A 16,286-nucleotide genomic window follows, 5' to 3' on the forward strand; every position below is an offset into this window, starting at 1 on the left:
GCATCATCGCGTCGCCCACATCTTGCCGCCTGTGCAGGGTTCGAGATGTACTCGTTCTGCTTGGGCACGGATGAATGCTAGGTCTCGGGGAATAAATGAAGGTCGCCATTGTTGCGCCAAGTTCGGTTCCATTCACTATCGGTGGAGCCGAAAACTTGTGGCTTGGCTTGTTGAGTCATATTAATAGGGAGACTCCGCATGATGCGGAGCTCATCAAATTGCCAAGTCCCGAACGTAACTTTCCGGAGCTCATTTCGAGTTACGAAAATTTCTCTCGTTTGGATCTGAGTCACTTTGATCTGGTCATCTCAACCAAATATCCGGCGTGGATGATAAAGCATGTCAATCATGTTTGCTATCTGCAGCATAGATTGCGGGGGCTGTACGACACGTATCCCGAGAGTCGATTTGATCGGCTGCCGGACTACGCGGATGCGGAGGTCACCTCACTGCAGCGGTTCATGCAGAAATGGCACGGGCAACGGGATGCGCTGCCCGAATTCTTTAGCAGGATCCGTGCCGTTATAGACCGGGGGGGAGAGGCTCTGGCATTTCCGGGGCCTTTCGCCCGAGAGGTCGTCCATTGGCTGGACGGGATTGGCCTGTCCCGTGACGCCGTCAGAAAATTCGCTGCGATCTCCGAGACCGTCGCCAGCCGTCAGGACTATTTCCCGGCCGGCGTGACCGTTGAAGCTATTCATCATCCCACGTCTCTCGGCGGCCTACACACGGGCAGTTACGATTACCTGTTCACGTGCAGCCGTCTCGATAGGCCCAAGCGCATCGACTTGATAATCAATGCGATGCGGCGAGCAAACACACGCATGCATCTGAAGATCGCCGGCATTGGCCCGGAAGAAGATCGGTTGCGAGATCTTGCCGGCAATGATCCGCGGATCGAATTTCTCGGCTTCGTGAGAGACGCCGAACTCGCCGAACTTTACGCGGGGGCGCGCGCCGTTGTGTTTGTGCCAAAGGACGAAGACTATGGGCTGATCACGGTCGAGGCAATGATGTGTGGAAAGCCCGTGATCACTACCGAAGATTCGGGTGGGCCGAATGAGTTGATCGAGTCAGGTCAGACTGGTTACTCGACGAAAGCCGACCCGAGGGAGCTTGCCAAGGCCATGACGGCTTTGGCGCAATCTCCTGATCTAGCGATGCAGATGGGGGCGGCTGCGAAGCAGCGCGTCAGTCGGATCACCTGGGAGAAAACGGTCGCCCCGCTTCTCGTACCACCGACCGTCTCGTCGCCGCGGAAAGTCCACCGGCCGAAGCTTTGTGTGGCTGTAACGTTCCCTATCTTTCCTCCCCGAGGAGGAGGGCAGAGTCGCGTATTCCATCTCTATCGGCATCTGGCGCAAAGCTGTGATGTCGATGTCGTATGCATTACAAACGCGAACGATCTTCCGTCCGATCGGCTGGTGGCGCCGGGGCTGAGGGAAATCCGAATCCCGAAATCGAGCGCGCACCGAGACGCGGAACTCGCGCTTACACGTGAAGTCGGAGCAGTGCCCATAACCGATGTGGCGATGCCGCGGCTCGTGCATTTGACTCCGGAATACCGGGAAGCCCTGTCCGGCTCCATGGCTGAGGCTGACGTCGTCATCGCGTCTCACCCCTATCTGTTTCCCTTGATCCGAGAGGTGAGTAGACAGCCGATCTGGTACGAGGCTCACAATGTCGAGATCGATCTTAAGCGTGCCATGCTGCCGGATACGGCGACCGCGCGAGACCTCCTCACAGATGCGGAAAGGGTAGAGCACGAGTGTTGTGATGCTGCCGAGCTCGTAGTCGTCTGCACGAGGACCGATCAGGAGGTGTTCGAGAGCAAGTTCGGAGTGCCGGCCGGGAAGTTTGTTGAGGTCCCGAACGGGGTCGATCTCCAATCAGTTTCCTATACAGGGCCGAAATCCCGTGCAGCTAACAAGGGGCGCCTGGGTATTGGAGACTGCTTCACGGTACTTTTCATGGGCAGTCGGCATCAACCAAACAATGAAGCCGTGGAGGAAATTCTTCGGTTTGCGCCCCAGTGCCCCGACATGAGATTCTTGCTTCTCGGAAGCGTGGCAGGACACTTCGCCGGCCGCGCGGTGCCAGAGAATGTGGGCTTCATGGGTGAGGTCGACGACGAAACGAAGGATGTGGTGCTGAGTTCGGTCGACTGTGCGATCAACCCGATGGCGACGGGATCGGGGACCAACCTGAAGATGCTTGATTACTTCGCGAGCGGGGTTCCCGTAATCTCGACTCCGCATGGTGCGCGAGGGATCGCTGTCGTTGACGGTGTTCACCTCCAATTGGCCAAGATCTCCCAGTTCCCTCACGCCCTGGCTCAGTTGAAAGGTGAAGTCGGCACTGCTGCGCTGGCCAAGCGCATCATCGCAGCCCGGCTTCTTGTACAAGAGCAGTACGATTGGTCTGTCATCGCCCGCAATTTCCTGTCACGAATCCATATTGAAGGCCTGGTGAGGGAAGGATGATGTCTGACCAAGCACTCGAACAGGGGGCTCTGTGATGGCATCTCCCGCCCATTTGCCCTCGGTCGACGAGATCATCACCCGCGTCAATGCGGAGGCGGAGCGACGGCGGCGGCAATCGCCAGGCGTCTCGACTCATCCCGGTGGATCGGCTTCCGTTCATTCGGGTGCCACTTCGGCATGGTCGTCCTCACCCGCGCCGATACAGGCTATTCCGGCCAAGAAGAAATATGCGCTTGATGAGTTTCTCCGGCTTGGCGACGAGACGTTTGTCCGTGCCGCCTATCAGGGATTGCTGCGTCGCGAACCCGACCCACAGGGGCTGGCACAATATCTTCGGCGTCTCAGGTCCGGTCGAGCGTCGAAGACGGATATTCTGATCAGCTTGCGATGGTCATCGGAGGGGCGGAGACACGGCGTCAAAGTCTCGGGCCTCAAGCGGTTGCGCAGATGGCGGTCTATCAGCCGGGTGCCGATTCTCGGCCCGGCTATACGATGGCTGTATATGCTCGGGCGTTTGCCGAAGTTGTGGCGTGAGGTCCTCCGTCAGGGGGCGCAAACCGAGCAAATGAGCTTGTCCTGGCAGCAGCTTGCAAGCCTGCTGCAGCAACGCAGCCAGAGTCAGGAGGATTCGATTCTGGCTCTTCGGGACCGTATCGAAGGGCTTCAGATGGCCTCGACGTCCGCAATCTCGGAGCTCCGGCGGCAGAATGCGGAAATCCTGAGACAATTTAAAGATCTTGCGGATCGCCAGATCATCGAACGGGATAAATCGAAGTACAGCGACAAACTCTAGACAAGAAAGCTCAGGAGACCAGGAGCCTACAGGAGCGGGAGAGGAGCTTCGGGCTGCCCACCTCCGACGCTGATTGGCTGTCGCCCAAAAAGATCTCCGACGGCATCCAGTAATGGCGATCCGGTCAGCCGGCCGGCTTTAGCTCCTCGGGCAACTCCACGCCATATTTTTCGGCGCCGCGGCGAAGATAGGCCCAGAAGAAGGGGTTGTGGCGCCACTGGCACTCCCGCCGGAACAACTGCAGATATCGGCTGGGATGCTTGCGGTACAGCAGCGCGTCTTTCTCGAAGAAGCGCGACCTCTCGGCAAGGGACTCGCGTTCAATGGACCGGGGATGGGGAGGATGAAACACCCAAGCCTCGTGCGAGAAGGGAATTCGCCCCAGTTCCAGAGCCCGCCAGCCGAGATCGGTATCTTCGCGGAAATGCGGGTTGTCGAACATGGGATCGAACCCGTTGAGGGCGTGGAACGTCTCGGTCCGGATAAAAAAGTTGGCCGTCATGAAGGCCATACCCTCGAAGCCTTCATTGGTGACCGGCCGCCACTCAGGGTCGTCCACCCTGTCGGACAGGATAAGCCCCTCCACGCCGACGACGCCGGGATCATCGAACAAGGGCCGTGCCGAGGCGAGCCAGTCCTGGCCAGGCTCGCAGTCATCGTCGGTGAAGGCGATGACATTTCCGATCGCCAGGTCGGCGCCGGCGTTTCGCGCGGGCACGGCGCCGCGGATGTCTGTGTGCACATATGTCAGGCGGAAGCCAAAGCGCTTGTCCCTGTCGGGCCACGGCTCCGCGCTCTGATCGATGACGATGACTTCGAAATCATCGCAGCTCTGGCTCTCCAGCCGCGCCATCAGCCGCGACAAATGCTCGTGTCGTTCATAGGTTGGAACGACGATCGAGAAGAAGACGGGGCGGCCCAGGACCTGATGGCGGTGCTGGAGCAGACGGCCGAGATCGCTTGAGATGCGTTCCCAGGAATAGCGCCGGTCAGCTTCCATCCTCGCGGCTTCCGACAGATCCTCTCGGGCTGTCGCATCAGCGGCTAGCCGCGATACCGCCGTCGAGAAATCGTCGGCCTCGGCGACGAGAAAGGCCGTGCCTGCCGTCTCGATGCCTCGCGCGCCCACCTTCGTGGTCACGATCGGTAGGCCCCAGGCCATGAACTCCAGCATCTTGATATTGGTGCCAGAGCCGCTGAACATCGGATTGATGCCGATATCGGCAACCGAAAGCCATTCCCGTTTGTCGTCCTCCGACAATCCGCCGGTGACGACGAGATTGGGGGCCTCGGGGCCGGACTTCCTGACCTCGTCGCCGGCGCCGCCGCCGATCACGAACAGAACCTGCGGAACCTGCCGCGCGAGCGTGGACGCGATGAACTGCGCCGCCTCGAGATTGGGGGTGTAGTGGCTGCCGAGGAAGAAGGCGATCGGGCGGTCTCCAGCGTTCAGCCGCTGCTTGATCTCCCGCCTCTCGGCGGCCGCGGGACGATGGATCTGTCGAGTGAAGGCACCGTTCGCAGCCACCCGGATCTTGTCTGGGGAGATATCATAGAGACGGGAGAACAGCAGCCGATCCTCATGTGAGCAGGCCAGGATCAGATCTGCCGCACGACACAGTCGGACCTCGACGTCCACCACGCCTCGGGCGATTTGCGTACCGGCGCCCTGGTCATCGAGCAGCTCCGTTCGCAGCAGGCCTTCGACATTGTGGGCATCGTAGACGATCGTCTGGCGCGACGGATCGAGGACGCCGCGCACGAGCGGGTAGACCCAGGGGTGCGAGAACACGACGACGTCCGCCTCTGCCGCGGCCCGGCAGGCTGCCGCGACGTAGTCCGGTGAGAGATGGGCCGTGGTGTGGAACGTGCTGTCGATGACGGTCTTTCCCCGGGCGGCTCTCCTCTGCCGCTTCGCCTCAGCGAAGTGGGCGTCGCTCAGCGGCACCATGATCTCGCGCAGCGTCGGCGAGAGCATCTGGTCGCGAAAGCCGGGGCCCGGCCAGTCGTAGCTGCCGACATAGGTCGCGGCGTGCTCGGCTCCGAGGCCGTGATAGAGCCCCAGAAGTCGCAGCCGTCCCCCGCCTACCGGAGGGTCTATCGGCTGCATGTCGAGGATCGTTATGCGCATGTCGGGTTCTGGTGACAGGATATTCAGTGCGAGAAAGGGGGAGTGATAAAGCCGAGAGCTCTGGCCAAACTATGGCCGATGCGCTCCCAGGTGATGTGCGCGACGGAGGATCGGCCGCGGCTGCCCATCGCCATCGCCATCCCAGGATCCTCGACCAGTCGTTCGAACCAGCCCGCGAGGGCCGAAGATTCGGGCTGGCTCACGAAGCCGGTCTCGCCATGCCGGACCAGACGCGACGGTTCGCCGGAATCGGTGCAGGTGACGACCGGCTTGCCGCTGCCGAATGCCTCGAGAGTGATCAGGCCGAGATCCTCCCGTTTGGGGACGAAGGCGACCGCCAGCGCGTCGGCGTAGAGGGCGCGCAACTCGTCCTCGCTCACACGCCCCAGGAAGCGGATCCGGGGATCACCATCGGCGATGGCCTCGAAATAGGCCCGGTCCTCGCCAGTCCCGGTGATCAGAAGCTGAACGGGCCGACGGACCAGCTTGATCGCGGAGATCACCAGGTCGACGCGCTTCCAGCGGTGGAGACGCCCCGGAAGGAGGATGTATTCGTATCTGCCCTGTCTGAGGCCGTCGAGAGTGCTCGGATGATGCAGCACCTCGGCATCGATGCCGTTGTAGTGCTTCAGCCTCTCCTTGACTTCGTGGCCGATTGTATAGAGTTGCCTCAGTCGCCGTGGTGTGAGGGCCGCCGTGTCCAGTTGATGGATCAGCTGGCGCTGTTCCAGCAGCGCGCCGGAAGGGTTCGGGAACTCGGCCTCGAACATGTCGTAGAAGACGCGCATCGTGTGCACCAGATACCCGACATGGTTCCGGTGGCGGATGGCGTAGCTGGGCGCTTTGGTGGAGACGACGCCGTCGAACGCATCGAGGTTCAGGTCATAGAAGCGAAGATAGCTTCTCTTGATCTGCTCGAAATTGCTCTCGTCGCTGACCTGCGACACGATCTCCGCCTGCAGCCCGGCATTCTCCAATGCGGCTTGGAGCCCGATATAGAGCCGCTCCACGCCGCCCACTTCGCCGGTCCCGGATCCGGCCGCGACGATCGCGACTTTCGCTCTGGTCATAAGGCGCAACCGATTCCGGAGACCGACAGCGCCCGGCGGATCCACGGCGACGTGATCACGATTCCTTCCACCCGATGATGCTGTAGTCCTGCGGACCGAACAGCTTGCGCTGCAGCAGGGCGAGCATCGGATCGTCGTAGTCCCGGTGCGCCCAATCCATCGGGTGCAGGTCCAGCACCTCGACCTTGCTGAACCCTCTGGCTGTCGCGATGAACGAGATCAGGTCCGACGGCAGCGGATTCAGATGGGTGGGATCCATGTAGAACCGTTCGGCCGCCACCTGCAGATTCGCGGGATTCGGCGTCTCGAAGATCACCATGCCGCCCGGCTTGAGCACGCGCAGCACCTCGTCGAACAAGGTGACGAGAACGTCGAACGGAAGGTGCTCGATGATGTGGAAGCCCGTGACCGCGCTGAGGCTGCGCTCCGGCAGCGACCGCAGGATCTCCAGCGCGTCCCCCAGCGTGGCCTTGAGGCCGCGGGCATGACATTCCTCCACCATGACCCGATTGAGGTCGATCCCCGAGGCGGCGAGGCCGTTCTCGCCGAGCAACTCGAGCCACTCGCCTCGCCCGCAGCCGATATCGATCAGCTCGCCCCCGGTGGCCTCCGCTGCCTTCCTGGCATGCGGAACATAGATCTTCTGGCGGTTTTTGATATCGTCCCGCGTGCCTCGGTAGCGGTCCTCGAACGAGACGTAGAAGGCATCGAGCAGATGGCTCCGCTCATCTGCGATCGTCTGGATCTGCGCGGCGTCGAAGGGCTCCGGCAACCGCTTGCGCGCTTCGGTGAGCAGCAATTCGAGCCGCAGCTTCTGGTCGACGACATTGCGCCAGTGGCTGTTGAGCCGGCCGCGCAACTCCTCGATCTCGGCCTGCAAGCGGCCCAGATCGGGGGTGACATCTCTGAGGCCGGACAGATTCGCCGCCAGCGAGGCGATCTTCTCTTTCAGCTCCGCGGAGGTCGCCTCCGCCTGCTCGAGCCGGTCCTTGCTGCCCGCGACAGTCGCGGCAACTGCGTCGATGCGCCTCGCGAGATCGGATGGAGCGCTGGCGAGCGGCTCGATCTGCCGGCGCAGCTTCTCGATCGAGGCTTTCATCGGTCCGGCCACTGCCTGCTGCTCGACACGCGCCTCGGCGGCGACCTGCTGGGCCGTCAGGGTCGCCAGCGCCTCGAAATTGCGGACCTCCCGCGCGATGCGCGGCAGTCGCGACAGATAGCGGATGCCGGTGCAGAAATTGACGATCGAGCGCAGGGGGGGTCTCCGCGCGGCCTTGTTCCAAGCCATCCGCCACCGGAGCCCACGGACACGGACTCCGCGCGCCCGCGCTTCCTCGGAATTGACCAGGCGCCGCAGCACGACCACGCGGTCCAGCCGTCCGTGGTTGAGGTGCTTCAGATAGTGTGCAAGACCGACGGGGTCCGGCTCCCGGCCCAGGATCTTCAGATAGGCCGAGCGGATGAAGCCCTCATGCCGCTTTCCCCGCAGCAGCTCCCGAGCGGTAAAGCTCCGGCGCCCGGACCCGGAGGGCGGCATCGGTTCAGAGGGCCGCGCTCCGTCCGCCGCCCGTTTCGCCGGCGTTCCGTCGGCGGGCGGTGCCGCCTTTGCTGCAATCTCGGCGCGGATGCGCTTCATCAACTCGTCGAGATCTGGAGTGTCCGTCATGGGCGCGTGTCGATATGAGGGGCGGGTTGATCCGAGCCAAACACCCGGAACCGGGCTGCGTTCCGGCGGAGATCTCGATCCGCGCGATCGCCCGCCTTGTCCTGTCAGTGTGCGATGGGCTTGACCGTCATGCTCGTCGTGGAGGCGACGCTTCGCTGCTCACCGCCGCGTCCCGACGGTCGACAAGACCGCAGAACTGCCTTGAAGCCGTGTCCTCGGCCGTTCCGAGTCCGAGCGGGACCATGCTTGCCTTAGCCGTTGGAAAACCATTAGGGTGCGGCCTCTTACCATAGGAATTCCGTTTGATGAAATCGGATTCGGCTGCCGTCAAGATGACAGCCTCTCAGAGTCAGGCTGAGAGGCCTGGTTCGCGACTCAAGTTTCTGGATGGCCTCAGGGCTATTGCCGCGTTGTTTGTCGTCGGGCAGCACGCGGGTGAGCTCCTCTCTCCGCAGTTTTTCGGATGGAGCATCACGGTGTGGCGGCCCGGCCAATTCGGGGTCTTCCTGTTCTTCATCATTAGCGGCTTTGTCATTCCATACACGATCGGCCGTTATCGGAGCGCGCTGTCCTTTGCGTTCGGTCGGTTCTTTCGAATTTTCCCGCTTCTGGCTGTGGCGACCGCTTTTGTCCTGCTCACGTCGAGGCAGGAATATTCTCTTGAGGTGATTGCGGCAAATTTATTTGCGGTGCATTTGTTTTTCACTAATATCAATATTGTCGGCTCATCTTGGACGCTCTACTATGAGTTGATCTTCTACATCCTCATCGGTGTGGCCTTTTTTTCAAACAGGCTTCCGAATGCGTTGCGTGTTGTCAGCGTTGTTCCGCTGCTTCCGCTGCTGTTGAACGGCAGCATCTCCGGTGATCTGCTGTTCGGCAGCGCGACGAAATTCATCCATAGCTGGGAGGCCCTCGCGGTCGTGCTCGCCTTCTCGATCATTCTGGCGATGGCGATAGCGGGCAATGCTTTGCCCAGCCTGTTGAAGGCGCTTCCTTTTACTATTATTGCTGGATTTTTGCTTTTTCACAACTATAGGGGCATATTTTATAATTTGACTCTCGTTCAATTTTTTGCGATCGGCGTGCTGTATTATTTTCATTATACAGGCCATCTCGCAACTAAGCATCTACTTATGCTTCTGTTTGCCAATGCGGTTATGATTCTGATCAATTTTCGGATCTTCTATTATCCTTTCGAATGGCCGGCTCCGCAGCCTTTGCACGACTGGTTGGCCCCGTATTTCGTCGATGCCGACAAGGTCGGACGTCTGGCGCCTTGGTGGACCGATCCGGTGACATATATCTGCGCGATCGGGGTGTTCAGCTTCGGTTATTTCTTCCGCTACGGCCTGGAAGGGCGAGTGATCACCTGGCTGGGGATGATCAGCTATTCGATCTACATCGTGCACTCGGTGATCATCCACCACCTGCCGCAGATCACCGGGTCGCGTATCGTCACGTTTTTCGGCTGGATGGCGATCAGCATCGCCGTATCCTGGGCGACCTACCGTTTGATCGAGGATCCGTTTCATCGGCTCGGGCGCTTGGCCGCGCGTTGGGCCGACACTCTGTCGGACCGTGCCTCGCGACACGAAGCTGTGGCGGAGATGACTGCACGGTGACGAGACTCGGATAGCGTCCGGAAAAGCCGTTCCTGCTTGCAACCATCAGCACCCCGGAGCCCCCATGAAAGGCATCATCCTCGCCGGCGGCAGCGGCACCCGGCTTCACCCGCTGACGCTCGCCACCTCCAAGCAGCTGATGCCGGTCTATGACAAGCCGATGGTCTATTACCCGCTCAGCGTGCTGATGCTGGCCGGGATCCGGGAGGTGCTGGTCATCTCCACCCCGCACGACATGCCGCAGTTCCAGCGGCTGCTCGGCGACGGCTCACAATGGGGCATGGCCTTCGACTATGCGGTACAGCCCAGCCCGGACGGGCTGGCCCAGGCCTATATCATCGGCGCCGACTTCGTCGCTGGCGGCCCCTCCGCCCTGATCCTCGGCGACAATATCTATCACGGCCACGGCCTGCCGGAGCTGCTGGCCTCGGCCTCCGGGCGGCCCTCCGGCGCCTCGGTCTTCGCCTATCACGTCGACGATCCTGAGCGCTACGGCGTGGTCAATTTCGGCGCCGACGGCCGGGCGGCGGCGATCGAGGAGAAGCCGCGCAACCCGACCTCCAACTGGGCGGTCACCGGCCTCTATTTCTACGACGCGGAGGTGGTCGACATCGCCGCGAACCTGAAGCCCTCCGCCCGCGGCGAGCTCGAGATCACCGACGTCAACCGCGCCTATCTCGAACGCGGCCGGCTGCATGTCGAGAAGATGGGCCGCGGCTTCGCCTGGTTCGACATGGGCACGCATGACAGCCTGCTCGAGGCCGCGAGCTACGTGCAGACGCTGGAGCGGCGCCAGGGCCTGCGCGTCGCCTGCCCGGAGGAGATCGCCTATCTCCAGGGCTTCATCGACCGCGAGCAACTCCTCGCCCAGGGCCGCAAGCTGGAGAAGAGCGGCTACGGCAAGTATCTGCTCAAGGTCGCGGAGATCGAGGAGCCCGGGGCGCTCGCCCACAGCCGCTCGGTCGGATGACACCGCGCTCCGCCTCGGTCACGCCCCGATCAGCTGCGCCGTGAGCAGGGCGGCGAGGTAGAGGCCGATCCCGAACGCCGCATGGGTCATCAGGCTGCGCAGCCGCGCGGCGGTCGGGTTCGGCGTCTTCGAGGCCGCGATGCCGATGCCCAGGGCCGGCTGCATCAGCAGGAACGGCGCGGCCACGGTGACGAGGCCGAAGGCCAGGGCCGGCGGCAGGGTCGGGTCGCGCGCCCAGCCCAGGCCGCAGATCGCCAGCAGCAGGGCGGCGAAGACGATGCCGGTGCCGTAATGGACGATCCAGCCGAGGGCGCGCTCGCCCGCGATCGGCTCCGCCCTGCCGATGCCGTCATGCATGAAGCGGCCGCGCGGGAAATGCCCGACCCAGCGGCCGACCATGGCCCAGTCCAGCCCCCGCACGCCGGTCAGCCGCGCCAGCAGCGCCGTCCACAGATCGGCGACGACCGTGGCGCCGGCCCCGATCGCGACCGCGCGCAGCCCGAATTCCAGCCCCTCATCCATTGGTCGGCTCCTTCGGCATCGGGTTCATTCAATGAATTGCTTGATTGATGAAGCGATGCTAGCCTCCTGTCAATGACCGACGCCCAGACCCTGATCTTCACCGAGCTGGCGGAGCTCGCCCGCACCCTCGGCCATGCCCACCGGCTGATGCTCCTGGAGCAGATCGGCCAGGGCGAGCGGCCGGTGGAGCGCCTGGCCGAGCTCTCCGGCCTCTCCGTCGCCAATGCCTCGCAGCATCTGCAGCATCTGCGGCGCGCCGGGCTGGTCGAATCGCGGCGCGACGGCAAGCGCGTGCTGTACCGGTTGGGCGGCGGCCCGATCGTGCCGCTGCTCGCCGCCCTGCGCCGCCAGGCCGAGCATCGGCGGGCGGAGATCCGGGACGTGCTCGCCGACAGCCTCGGCCGGCCGGAACGGCTGGAGGGCATCTCGCGCGAGGAGCTGCTGGAGCGGCTGCGCGAGAGCGGGGTGACGCTGCTCGATGTGCGGCCGGAGGAGGAGTTCGCGCTGGGCCACCTGCCCGGTGCCGTGAACATCCCGGTCGAGACGCTGGAGCGCCGCCTGGCCGAGCTGCCTCCGGGTCAGGAGATCGTCGCCTATTGCCGCGGCCCCTACTGCGTCCTCTCGGTCGAGGCGGTCGCCGCCCTGCGCGCCCGCGGCCTGAAGGCGCGGCGGCTGCGCGACGGCTTTCTCGACTGGAAGGCGGCGGGGCTGGAGGTGGAGACGGCGGGGCAGGGATAAAGGACGGTGTAAAATCGGGGAACGGACAAATTCATTTTCTCCCATTAAAAATAGATCTGATTGACAATTTCTGGAAATTTGCCGCTCTTGTCGTGTCGCCTCGATGAAATTGGAGATGGCGACGACCATGACGCACTTCCCCTATATCGGCTCCGGCCCCTATTGCTATGCGAATTCCTTCGCGATGATGTTCGGCGACCGCGCGCCGTCCGCCGCGGTGGTCGAATTCGCCACCGCCAGCCCCTTCGGCATGCAGCTGGTCGGCGGCACCCTGCCGTTCTTCGACCCCTATGGCTGGATGCCGGAGGCCGGCTTCGACGGCGCCCTGGACGCTCTGGGCTGGACCTCCTCGGTGCATCGCGGCGGCACGGCGGAGCAGGCGCTGGCCGCCCTTGAGGCGGCGCTGGCGGATGGACCCGTCTGGGTGGGGCCGGTGGAGATGGGGCATCTGCGTCACCAGCCGGAGATGACCGGGCCGATCGGCGCCGACCATTACGTCGTCGTGCTCGGCCTGGAGGAGGGGCGGGTGCTGATGCACGACCCGCAGGGCCATCCCTATGCCACGCTGCCGCACGACGACTTTCTCGCCGCCTGGCAGGCCGAGACGGTCGACTATGCCACGCCCTTCACCTTCCGCACCGGCTTCCGGCAGCTGCGGACGGTGGCGGAGGAGGAGGCGATCCGGGCCTCGCTCCCTGCCGCGGTGCGCTGGTTGTCGATGGCGGGCGGCGGCCATCCGCCCGCCGGCACCCTCGGCAACGGCGCGGCGGCGGAGCGCCTGGCCGAGCTGGTCGAGGCTGGCGGCGATCCCGGGCTGCGCGATCACCTGATCCATTTCGCCGTCCGGGTGGGCGCCCGCCGCGCGGACGATGCGGCCGTCTGCCTGGCGCGGATCGGCTGGGACGCGGCGGCGCGGATCATGGACCGCCAGGCCCGCCTGATCGGCGCGCTGCAGCACCCGCTGGTGGTTGGCGACGACGCCGTGGCCGCCGGCCTGCTGCGGCGTCTGGCTCCGAGCTATGCCGAGCTGCTGGCGGCGCTGGAGCATGAGGGCTGAGCCGCTACCGGAAGCCGCCGACGCCGGCTTGGCGGCGGCGCTCCGGAAACGATCCGCGCGGGCAGCACCCTGTCTGGCACGGCCGCTTCCGCGGCGGCGAGGGCCGCGGCCTCGCGGAATAGCCGGCGCCCAGCGTATCAGGCCTGTTCGGTCGGATCGGTTAAGGCAACCGCCGCACTGGCGCATGACGCCCGCCCGGCCGCGGCGGCACGGTCCTGCTGGCCCCGGGTTGGGCCACCGCCTGGCGGAATGGCCGAGCCCTATCCAGGCGGTCGGCCCAGGAAGGCGAAGAGCCCGGACGCCAGCACGAGGCCGATGCCGGCGAGCGCGACGCCGTCTGGAATCTCGGCGAAGAACACCGCGCCGATCACCACCGCCCAGACGATCTGGCTGTACTGCGCGGGACCGACGCGGTGCGCCGGGGCGAAGCGGGTCGCCTGGATCAGCCCGATCTGGGCGGCGGCCGCCAGCAGGCCGGCCAACGCCAGGAACCCGAACTCGATCGGCTCCGGCCAGCGGAAATCCAGCAGCATCAAGGGGCCGGTCACGAGCTTACCGGTCAGGATCGGATAGGCGAGGAGCGTCACCCGGCTCTCGACTGGTGCGATCACCCTCAGCACCAGCACGGTCGTCGCCATCGCCAACGCCGTGCCCAGGGCGGCCAGATGCGCCGGATGCAGGTCCTGGAAGCCGGGGCGGACGACCAGGAGTACCCCGCCGAAGCCGAGGGCGATGGCGACTAGGCGCTGCCAGGCCACATACTCCTTCAGAATGAGGATGGAGAGGATCGTGACGAAGGACGGCGCCAGGAAGATGATGGCATAGGCCTCAGCGAAGGGGAGGTTGGTGAACGCGACCATGCCCAGCAGTCCGGCGCAAATGCCGCTGGCCACGCGCACGGCAACCAGCCCGGGGCGCTTCGGTCGGAAGGCTTCGCGCCAGGGCTCGCCCAGCCTGCGGATGAACGGCAGCATGACGAGGGCGAAGATGCCGACGAAAAAGCCGATCTCGAACACCGAGAGGCGGCCCGACAGAGCCTTCACATTGGCGTCGCCGAAGGTGAACAGGGCGTAGGCGAGAAAGCCGAGCGCCACGCCCTTGGCCATTCGCGCCGCCGCGACGCGTCCGGTCGCCTGCTCCACCGCCGGCCCGCCGGTCAGGTGCCAGGCGTCACCGGCACCAGCCCGTAGCGCAGCATGACCTCCTTCATCCGCGCCGGGTCGGGTGCGCCGCCGGCGGCCAGGGCGGCGACCTCGCGGAAATAGGCGGGGCCGAGCACGCCGGGCATCAGCACCGACAGGCAGGTCGCCGGTTCCTGCGTGTCGTTGCGGAAGCCGTGCACGACACCGCGCCGGATGAAGACGGAGTCCCCCGGCCTAAGGGGCATGTCCCGGCCGTCGACCTGGAAGGTCAGGATGCCGGCCAGGCCGTAGGCGACCTCGTCCCAGCTCTCGTGATAATGCGGCACCGGCATCCGGGCGTTGGGCTGCACCGTCATCCGGAACATGTCGAGGCTGCCGTCCGTGCCGTCTTTGTCGTGCAGGAACTCCAGCAGCAGCCCGCCGATCGTGATCGTCTCCGCCATTATGTCCTCCCGTGGGGTCGCTCCCGCGTCCGCCCGCCTCCTGGGCAGGGTGCGCGTTCCCGCGGGCGGCGGCAATGGGCGGGCCGAACCGGATCCCTCGTACCGGCTTGAGGGCACGGCCGTAGGACGGGCTCCCGAATCGAAGGCCGCCGGCCGCACGGATGGAGATGGCGTGAGAGCGAGGTTGTCTCGGCGGGAGGCCTAAAATTTAGGCAAGAGCTGCACGCTTTCCGGGCGGTCGCCGGCCTCGACGCCTTTCAGTCCTGGCTCAGGGCGATGCGAAGGAGCCGTTCCTTCACGCATTCCAGAGCGCCGATCATGGCGTATCCGGAGACCGGGCCTGCGTAGGAATAGCCGGCAACCCGATCCTTGTGCAGATAGGCTCCTGTGAATCCGACGATCTCGCCGGCCTTTGCCGCTTCTAGCAGTCGCTCCAGCTCCTCCACGACCGTTGGATTTGCTGCGGGCGTCTCCTCCGCCGCCGGGGGTACATAGGCGCCGCGCAGACCGATCACGTTGTCCGACATTGACCTCACCATCGTCGCCAACACGGCCGACGCGATGCAAAGGCCATGCCAGAGGTCCTGCCGACTCCGTTGAACAGCAAGACGGGCGCCCCGAAGGGCGCCCGTCGATCACGTCTAAAGCTCCGTGGCCGACCGCCGGCTGGAGGAACTGGTCCTGCTGCCCGTGCTCGTGCCGGCCCGACTGCCGGTCGTCCCCTGACCGGAGATGGTCTGGCTGACGCCTTGCTCCTCCTTCTTGACCCGCAGGTTGTTCTGGACATGGTCGACCCCGGACACCTGCTCGGCGCAATCCTCGGCGCGCCGGCGCTGGTCGCGGCTGTTGACCATGCCGGTGAGGGTCACCTCGGAATTGGAAACCGTGACCTCGATCTCGGATGCGTCGACGGCGGGATCATCGGTCAGCCTGTCGCAGACATCCTCGCGGATGCGCTCGTCGGACCGGGTGTAGCCGCGCGGTCCTCGACCGCGAAATCCCTCCATGCCGCGGCCGAAGCCCTCACCCGTGGTGCCATAGCCGGTTTCGCCACGCATCCAGTCCCCGCCCTGGGTCCACTGGCCGCCATAGCCGCGCCCACCATAGCCTTCCTGCCCGGCCCAGCTCCGGCCGTAGCCGCCTTCACCCCAGCTTTGACCGCCATAGCCCTGGCCGCCGGACCAGCGGGTGCGCTCATCCTGGCCCTCCCAGCCCCGGCCGCGATAGCCGTATTCGCCCTCGCCCTGATGGCCGGGACCGCCCATATACCCGCCCTCACGCATCTCCTCGCCGCGGCCATAGTACCCTTCGCCGCGTCCGTAATCGCGACCGCGGCCGTACTGCCCGTATTCACCCTCCTCGTCGGAGCGGCCGCTGCGGTAACCCTCGTCACGCCGTTCCCGGCGCTGCCAGTCCTCGCGTTCGCGCTCCTGATATCTGCGTCGCTCGTTGGCCATCTCAAGTCTCCCTTTTGCCGCCGACGTTCTGTCGGCTTTGAGGAGAAAATTTGCCGGATTAAAGGCCGGTTCCGGGCTCGGTTCGCAGCGACGCAGAAAGAATTTATCTGTCCGGCCACCCCTGATGAGGCCAGCGTCCGGCCGGTGCTCAGGTCCGCTCACGGCGCATTTCCGTCGCGGGCTCCGCTT

General features: G+C 64.4%; 14 protein-coding genes. 6 read left to right on the plus strand and 8 right to left on the minus strand.

Annotation, left to right across the window (positions count from 1 at the left end; translation table 11 throughout):
- Positions 1-95 precede the first annotated feature (95 nt).
- Positions 96-2,483, plus strand: a complete 2,388-nt coding sequence (locus KXR53_RS31995; RefSeq protein ID WP_437379670.1) for a glycosyltransferase family 4 protein — start codon at positions 96-98, stop codon at positions 2,481-2,483.
- Positions 2,484-2,517: 34 nt separating this feature from the next.
- Positions 2,518-3,276, plus strand: a complete 759-nt coding sequence (locus tag KXR53_RS32000; RefSeq protein ID WP_437379671.1) for a DUF4214 domain-containing protein — start codon at positions 2,518-2,520, stop codon at positions 3,274-3,276.
- 124 nt (positions 3,277-3,400) lie between these two features.
- On the opposite strand, the gene KXR53_RS32005 is transcribed toward KXR53_RS32000, so the two are convergent.
- From KXR53_RS32005 to KXR53_RS32015, 3 genes are all read right to left on the minus strand, one after another.
- A complete protein-coding gene (locus tag KXR53_RS32005) occupies positions 3,401-5,407 on the minus strand; it encodes a glycosyltransferase (RefSeq protein ID WP_437379672.1) in 2,007 nt (668 codons plus the stop codon).
- Positions 5,408-5,430: 23 nt separating this feature from the next.
- The gene (locus KXR53_RS32010; RefSeq protein ID WP_437379673.1) at positions 5,431-6,417 is read right to left on the minus strand and encodes a glycosyltransferase family 4 protein; all 987 of its coding nucleotides are present in this window, start codon (positions 6,415-6,417) and stop codon (positions 5,431-5,433) included.
- A 115-nt stretch (positions 6,418-6,532) separates the two neighbouring features.
- Positions 6,533-8,113, minus strand: coding sequence for a methyltransferase domain-containing protein (locus tag KXR53_RS32015; RefSeq protein WP_437379674.1), 1,581 nt, complete (start codon positions 8,111-8,113; stop codon positions 6,533-6,535).
- Between the two features lie 335 nt (positions 8,114-8,448).
- Between KXR53_RS32015 and KXR53_RS32020 the strand changes: the two genes are divergently transcribed.
- A complete protein-coding gene (locus KXR53_RS32020; protein ID WP_437379675.1) occupies positions 8,449-9,768 on the plus strand; it encodes an acyltransferase family protein in 1,320 nt (439 codons plus the stop codon).
- 64 nt (positions 9,769-9,832) lie between these two features.
- Positions 9,833-10,738, plus strand: coding sequence for a glucose-1-phosphate thymidylyltransferase RfbA (gene rfbA / locus KXR53_RS32025; protein ID WP_437379676.1), 906 nt, complete (start codon positions 9,833-9,835; stop codon positions 10,736-10,738).
- A gap of 18 nt (positions 10,739-10,756) precedes the next feature.
- On the opposite strand, the gene KXR53_RS32030 is transcribed toward rfbA, so the two are convergent.
- Complete coding sequence (locus KXR53_RS32030) at positions 10,757-11,260, minus strand: DUF2938 domain-containing protein (protein WP_437379677.1); 504 nt, start codon at positions 11,258-11,260, stop codon at positions 10,757-10,759.
- 72 nt (positions 11,261-11,332) lie between these two features.
- On the opposite strand from KXR53_RS32030, the gene KXR53_RS32035 reads away from it, so the two are divergent.
- Together KXR53_RS32035 and KXR53_RS32040 are read left to right on the plus strand one after the other, a co-directional pair.
- Positions 11,333-11,998 (plus strand): ArsR/SmtB family transcription factor, encoded by a 666-nt coding sequence (locus KXR53_RS32035; protein ID WP_437379678.1) that lies wholly within the window; start codon positions 11,333-11,335, stop codon positions 11,996-11,998.
- Positions 11,999-12,113: 115 nt separating this feature from the next.
- The gene (locus tag KXR53_RS32040) at positions 12,114-13,055 is read left to right on the plus strand and encodes a hypothetical protein (RefSeq protein WP_437379679.1); all 942 of its coding nucleotides are present in this window, start codon (positions 12,114-12,116) and stop codon (positions 13,053-13,055) included.
- A gap of 260 nt (positions 13,056-13,315) precedes the next feature.
- Here the strand turns inward: KXR53_RS32040 and KXR53_RS32045 are convergent, their stop codons facing one another.
- From KXR53_RS32045 to KXR53_RS32060, 4 genes are all read right to left on the minus strand, one after another.
- Positions 13,316-14,197, minus strand: a complete 882-nt coding sequence (locus KXR53_RS32045) for a DMT family transporter (RefSeq protein ID WP_437379680.1) — start codon at positions 14,195-14,197, stop codon at positions 13,316-13,318.
- 14 nt (positions 14,198-14,211) lie between these two features.
- The gene (locus tag KXR53_RS32050; RefSeq protein WP_437379681.1) at positions 14,212-14,640 is read right to left on the minus strand and encodes a cupin domain-containing protein; all 429 of its coding nucleotides are present in this window, start codon (positions 14,638-14,640) and stop codon (positions 14,212-14,214) included.
- A gap of 257 nt (positions 14,641-14,897) precedes the next feature.
- The gene (locus KXR53_RS32055) at positions 14,898-15,167 is read right to left on the minus strand and encodes a hypothetical protein (RefSeq protein ID WP_437379682.1); all 270 of its coding nucleotides are present in this window, start codon (positions 15,165-15,167) and stop codon (positions 14,898-14,900) included.
- A 114-nt stretch (positions 15,168-15,281) separates the two neighbouring features.
- A complete protein-coding gene (locus tag KXR53_RS32060; protein WP_437379683.1) occupies positions 15,282-16,097 on the minus strand; it encodes a BON domain-containing protein in 816 nt (271 codons plus the stop codon).
- Positions 16,098-16,286 lie beyond the last annotated feature (189 nt).

Source organism: Inquilinus limosus, from assembly GCF_051487185.1.
Classification (GTDB): Bacteria; Pseudomonadota; Alphaproteobacteria; order DSM-16000; family Inquilinaceae; genus Inquilinus; species Inquilinus limosus_F.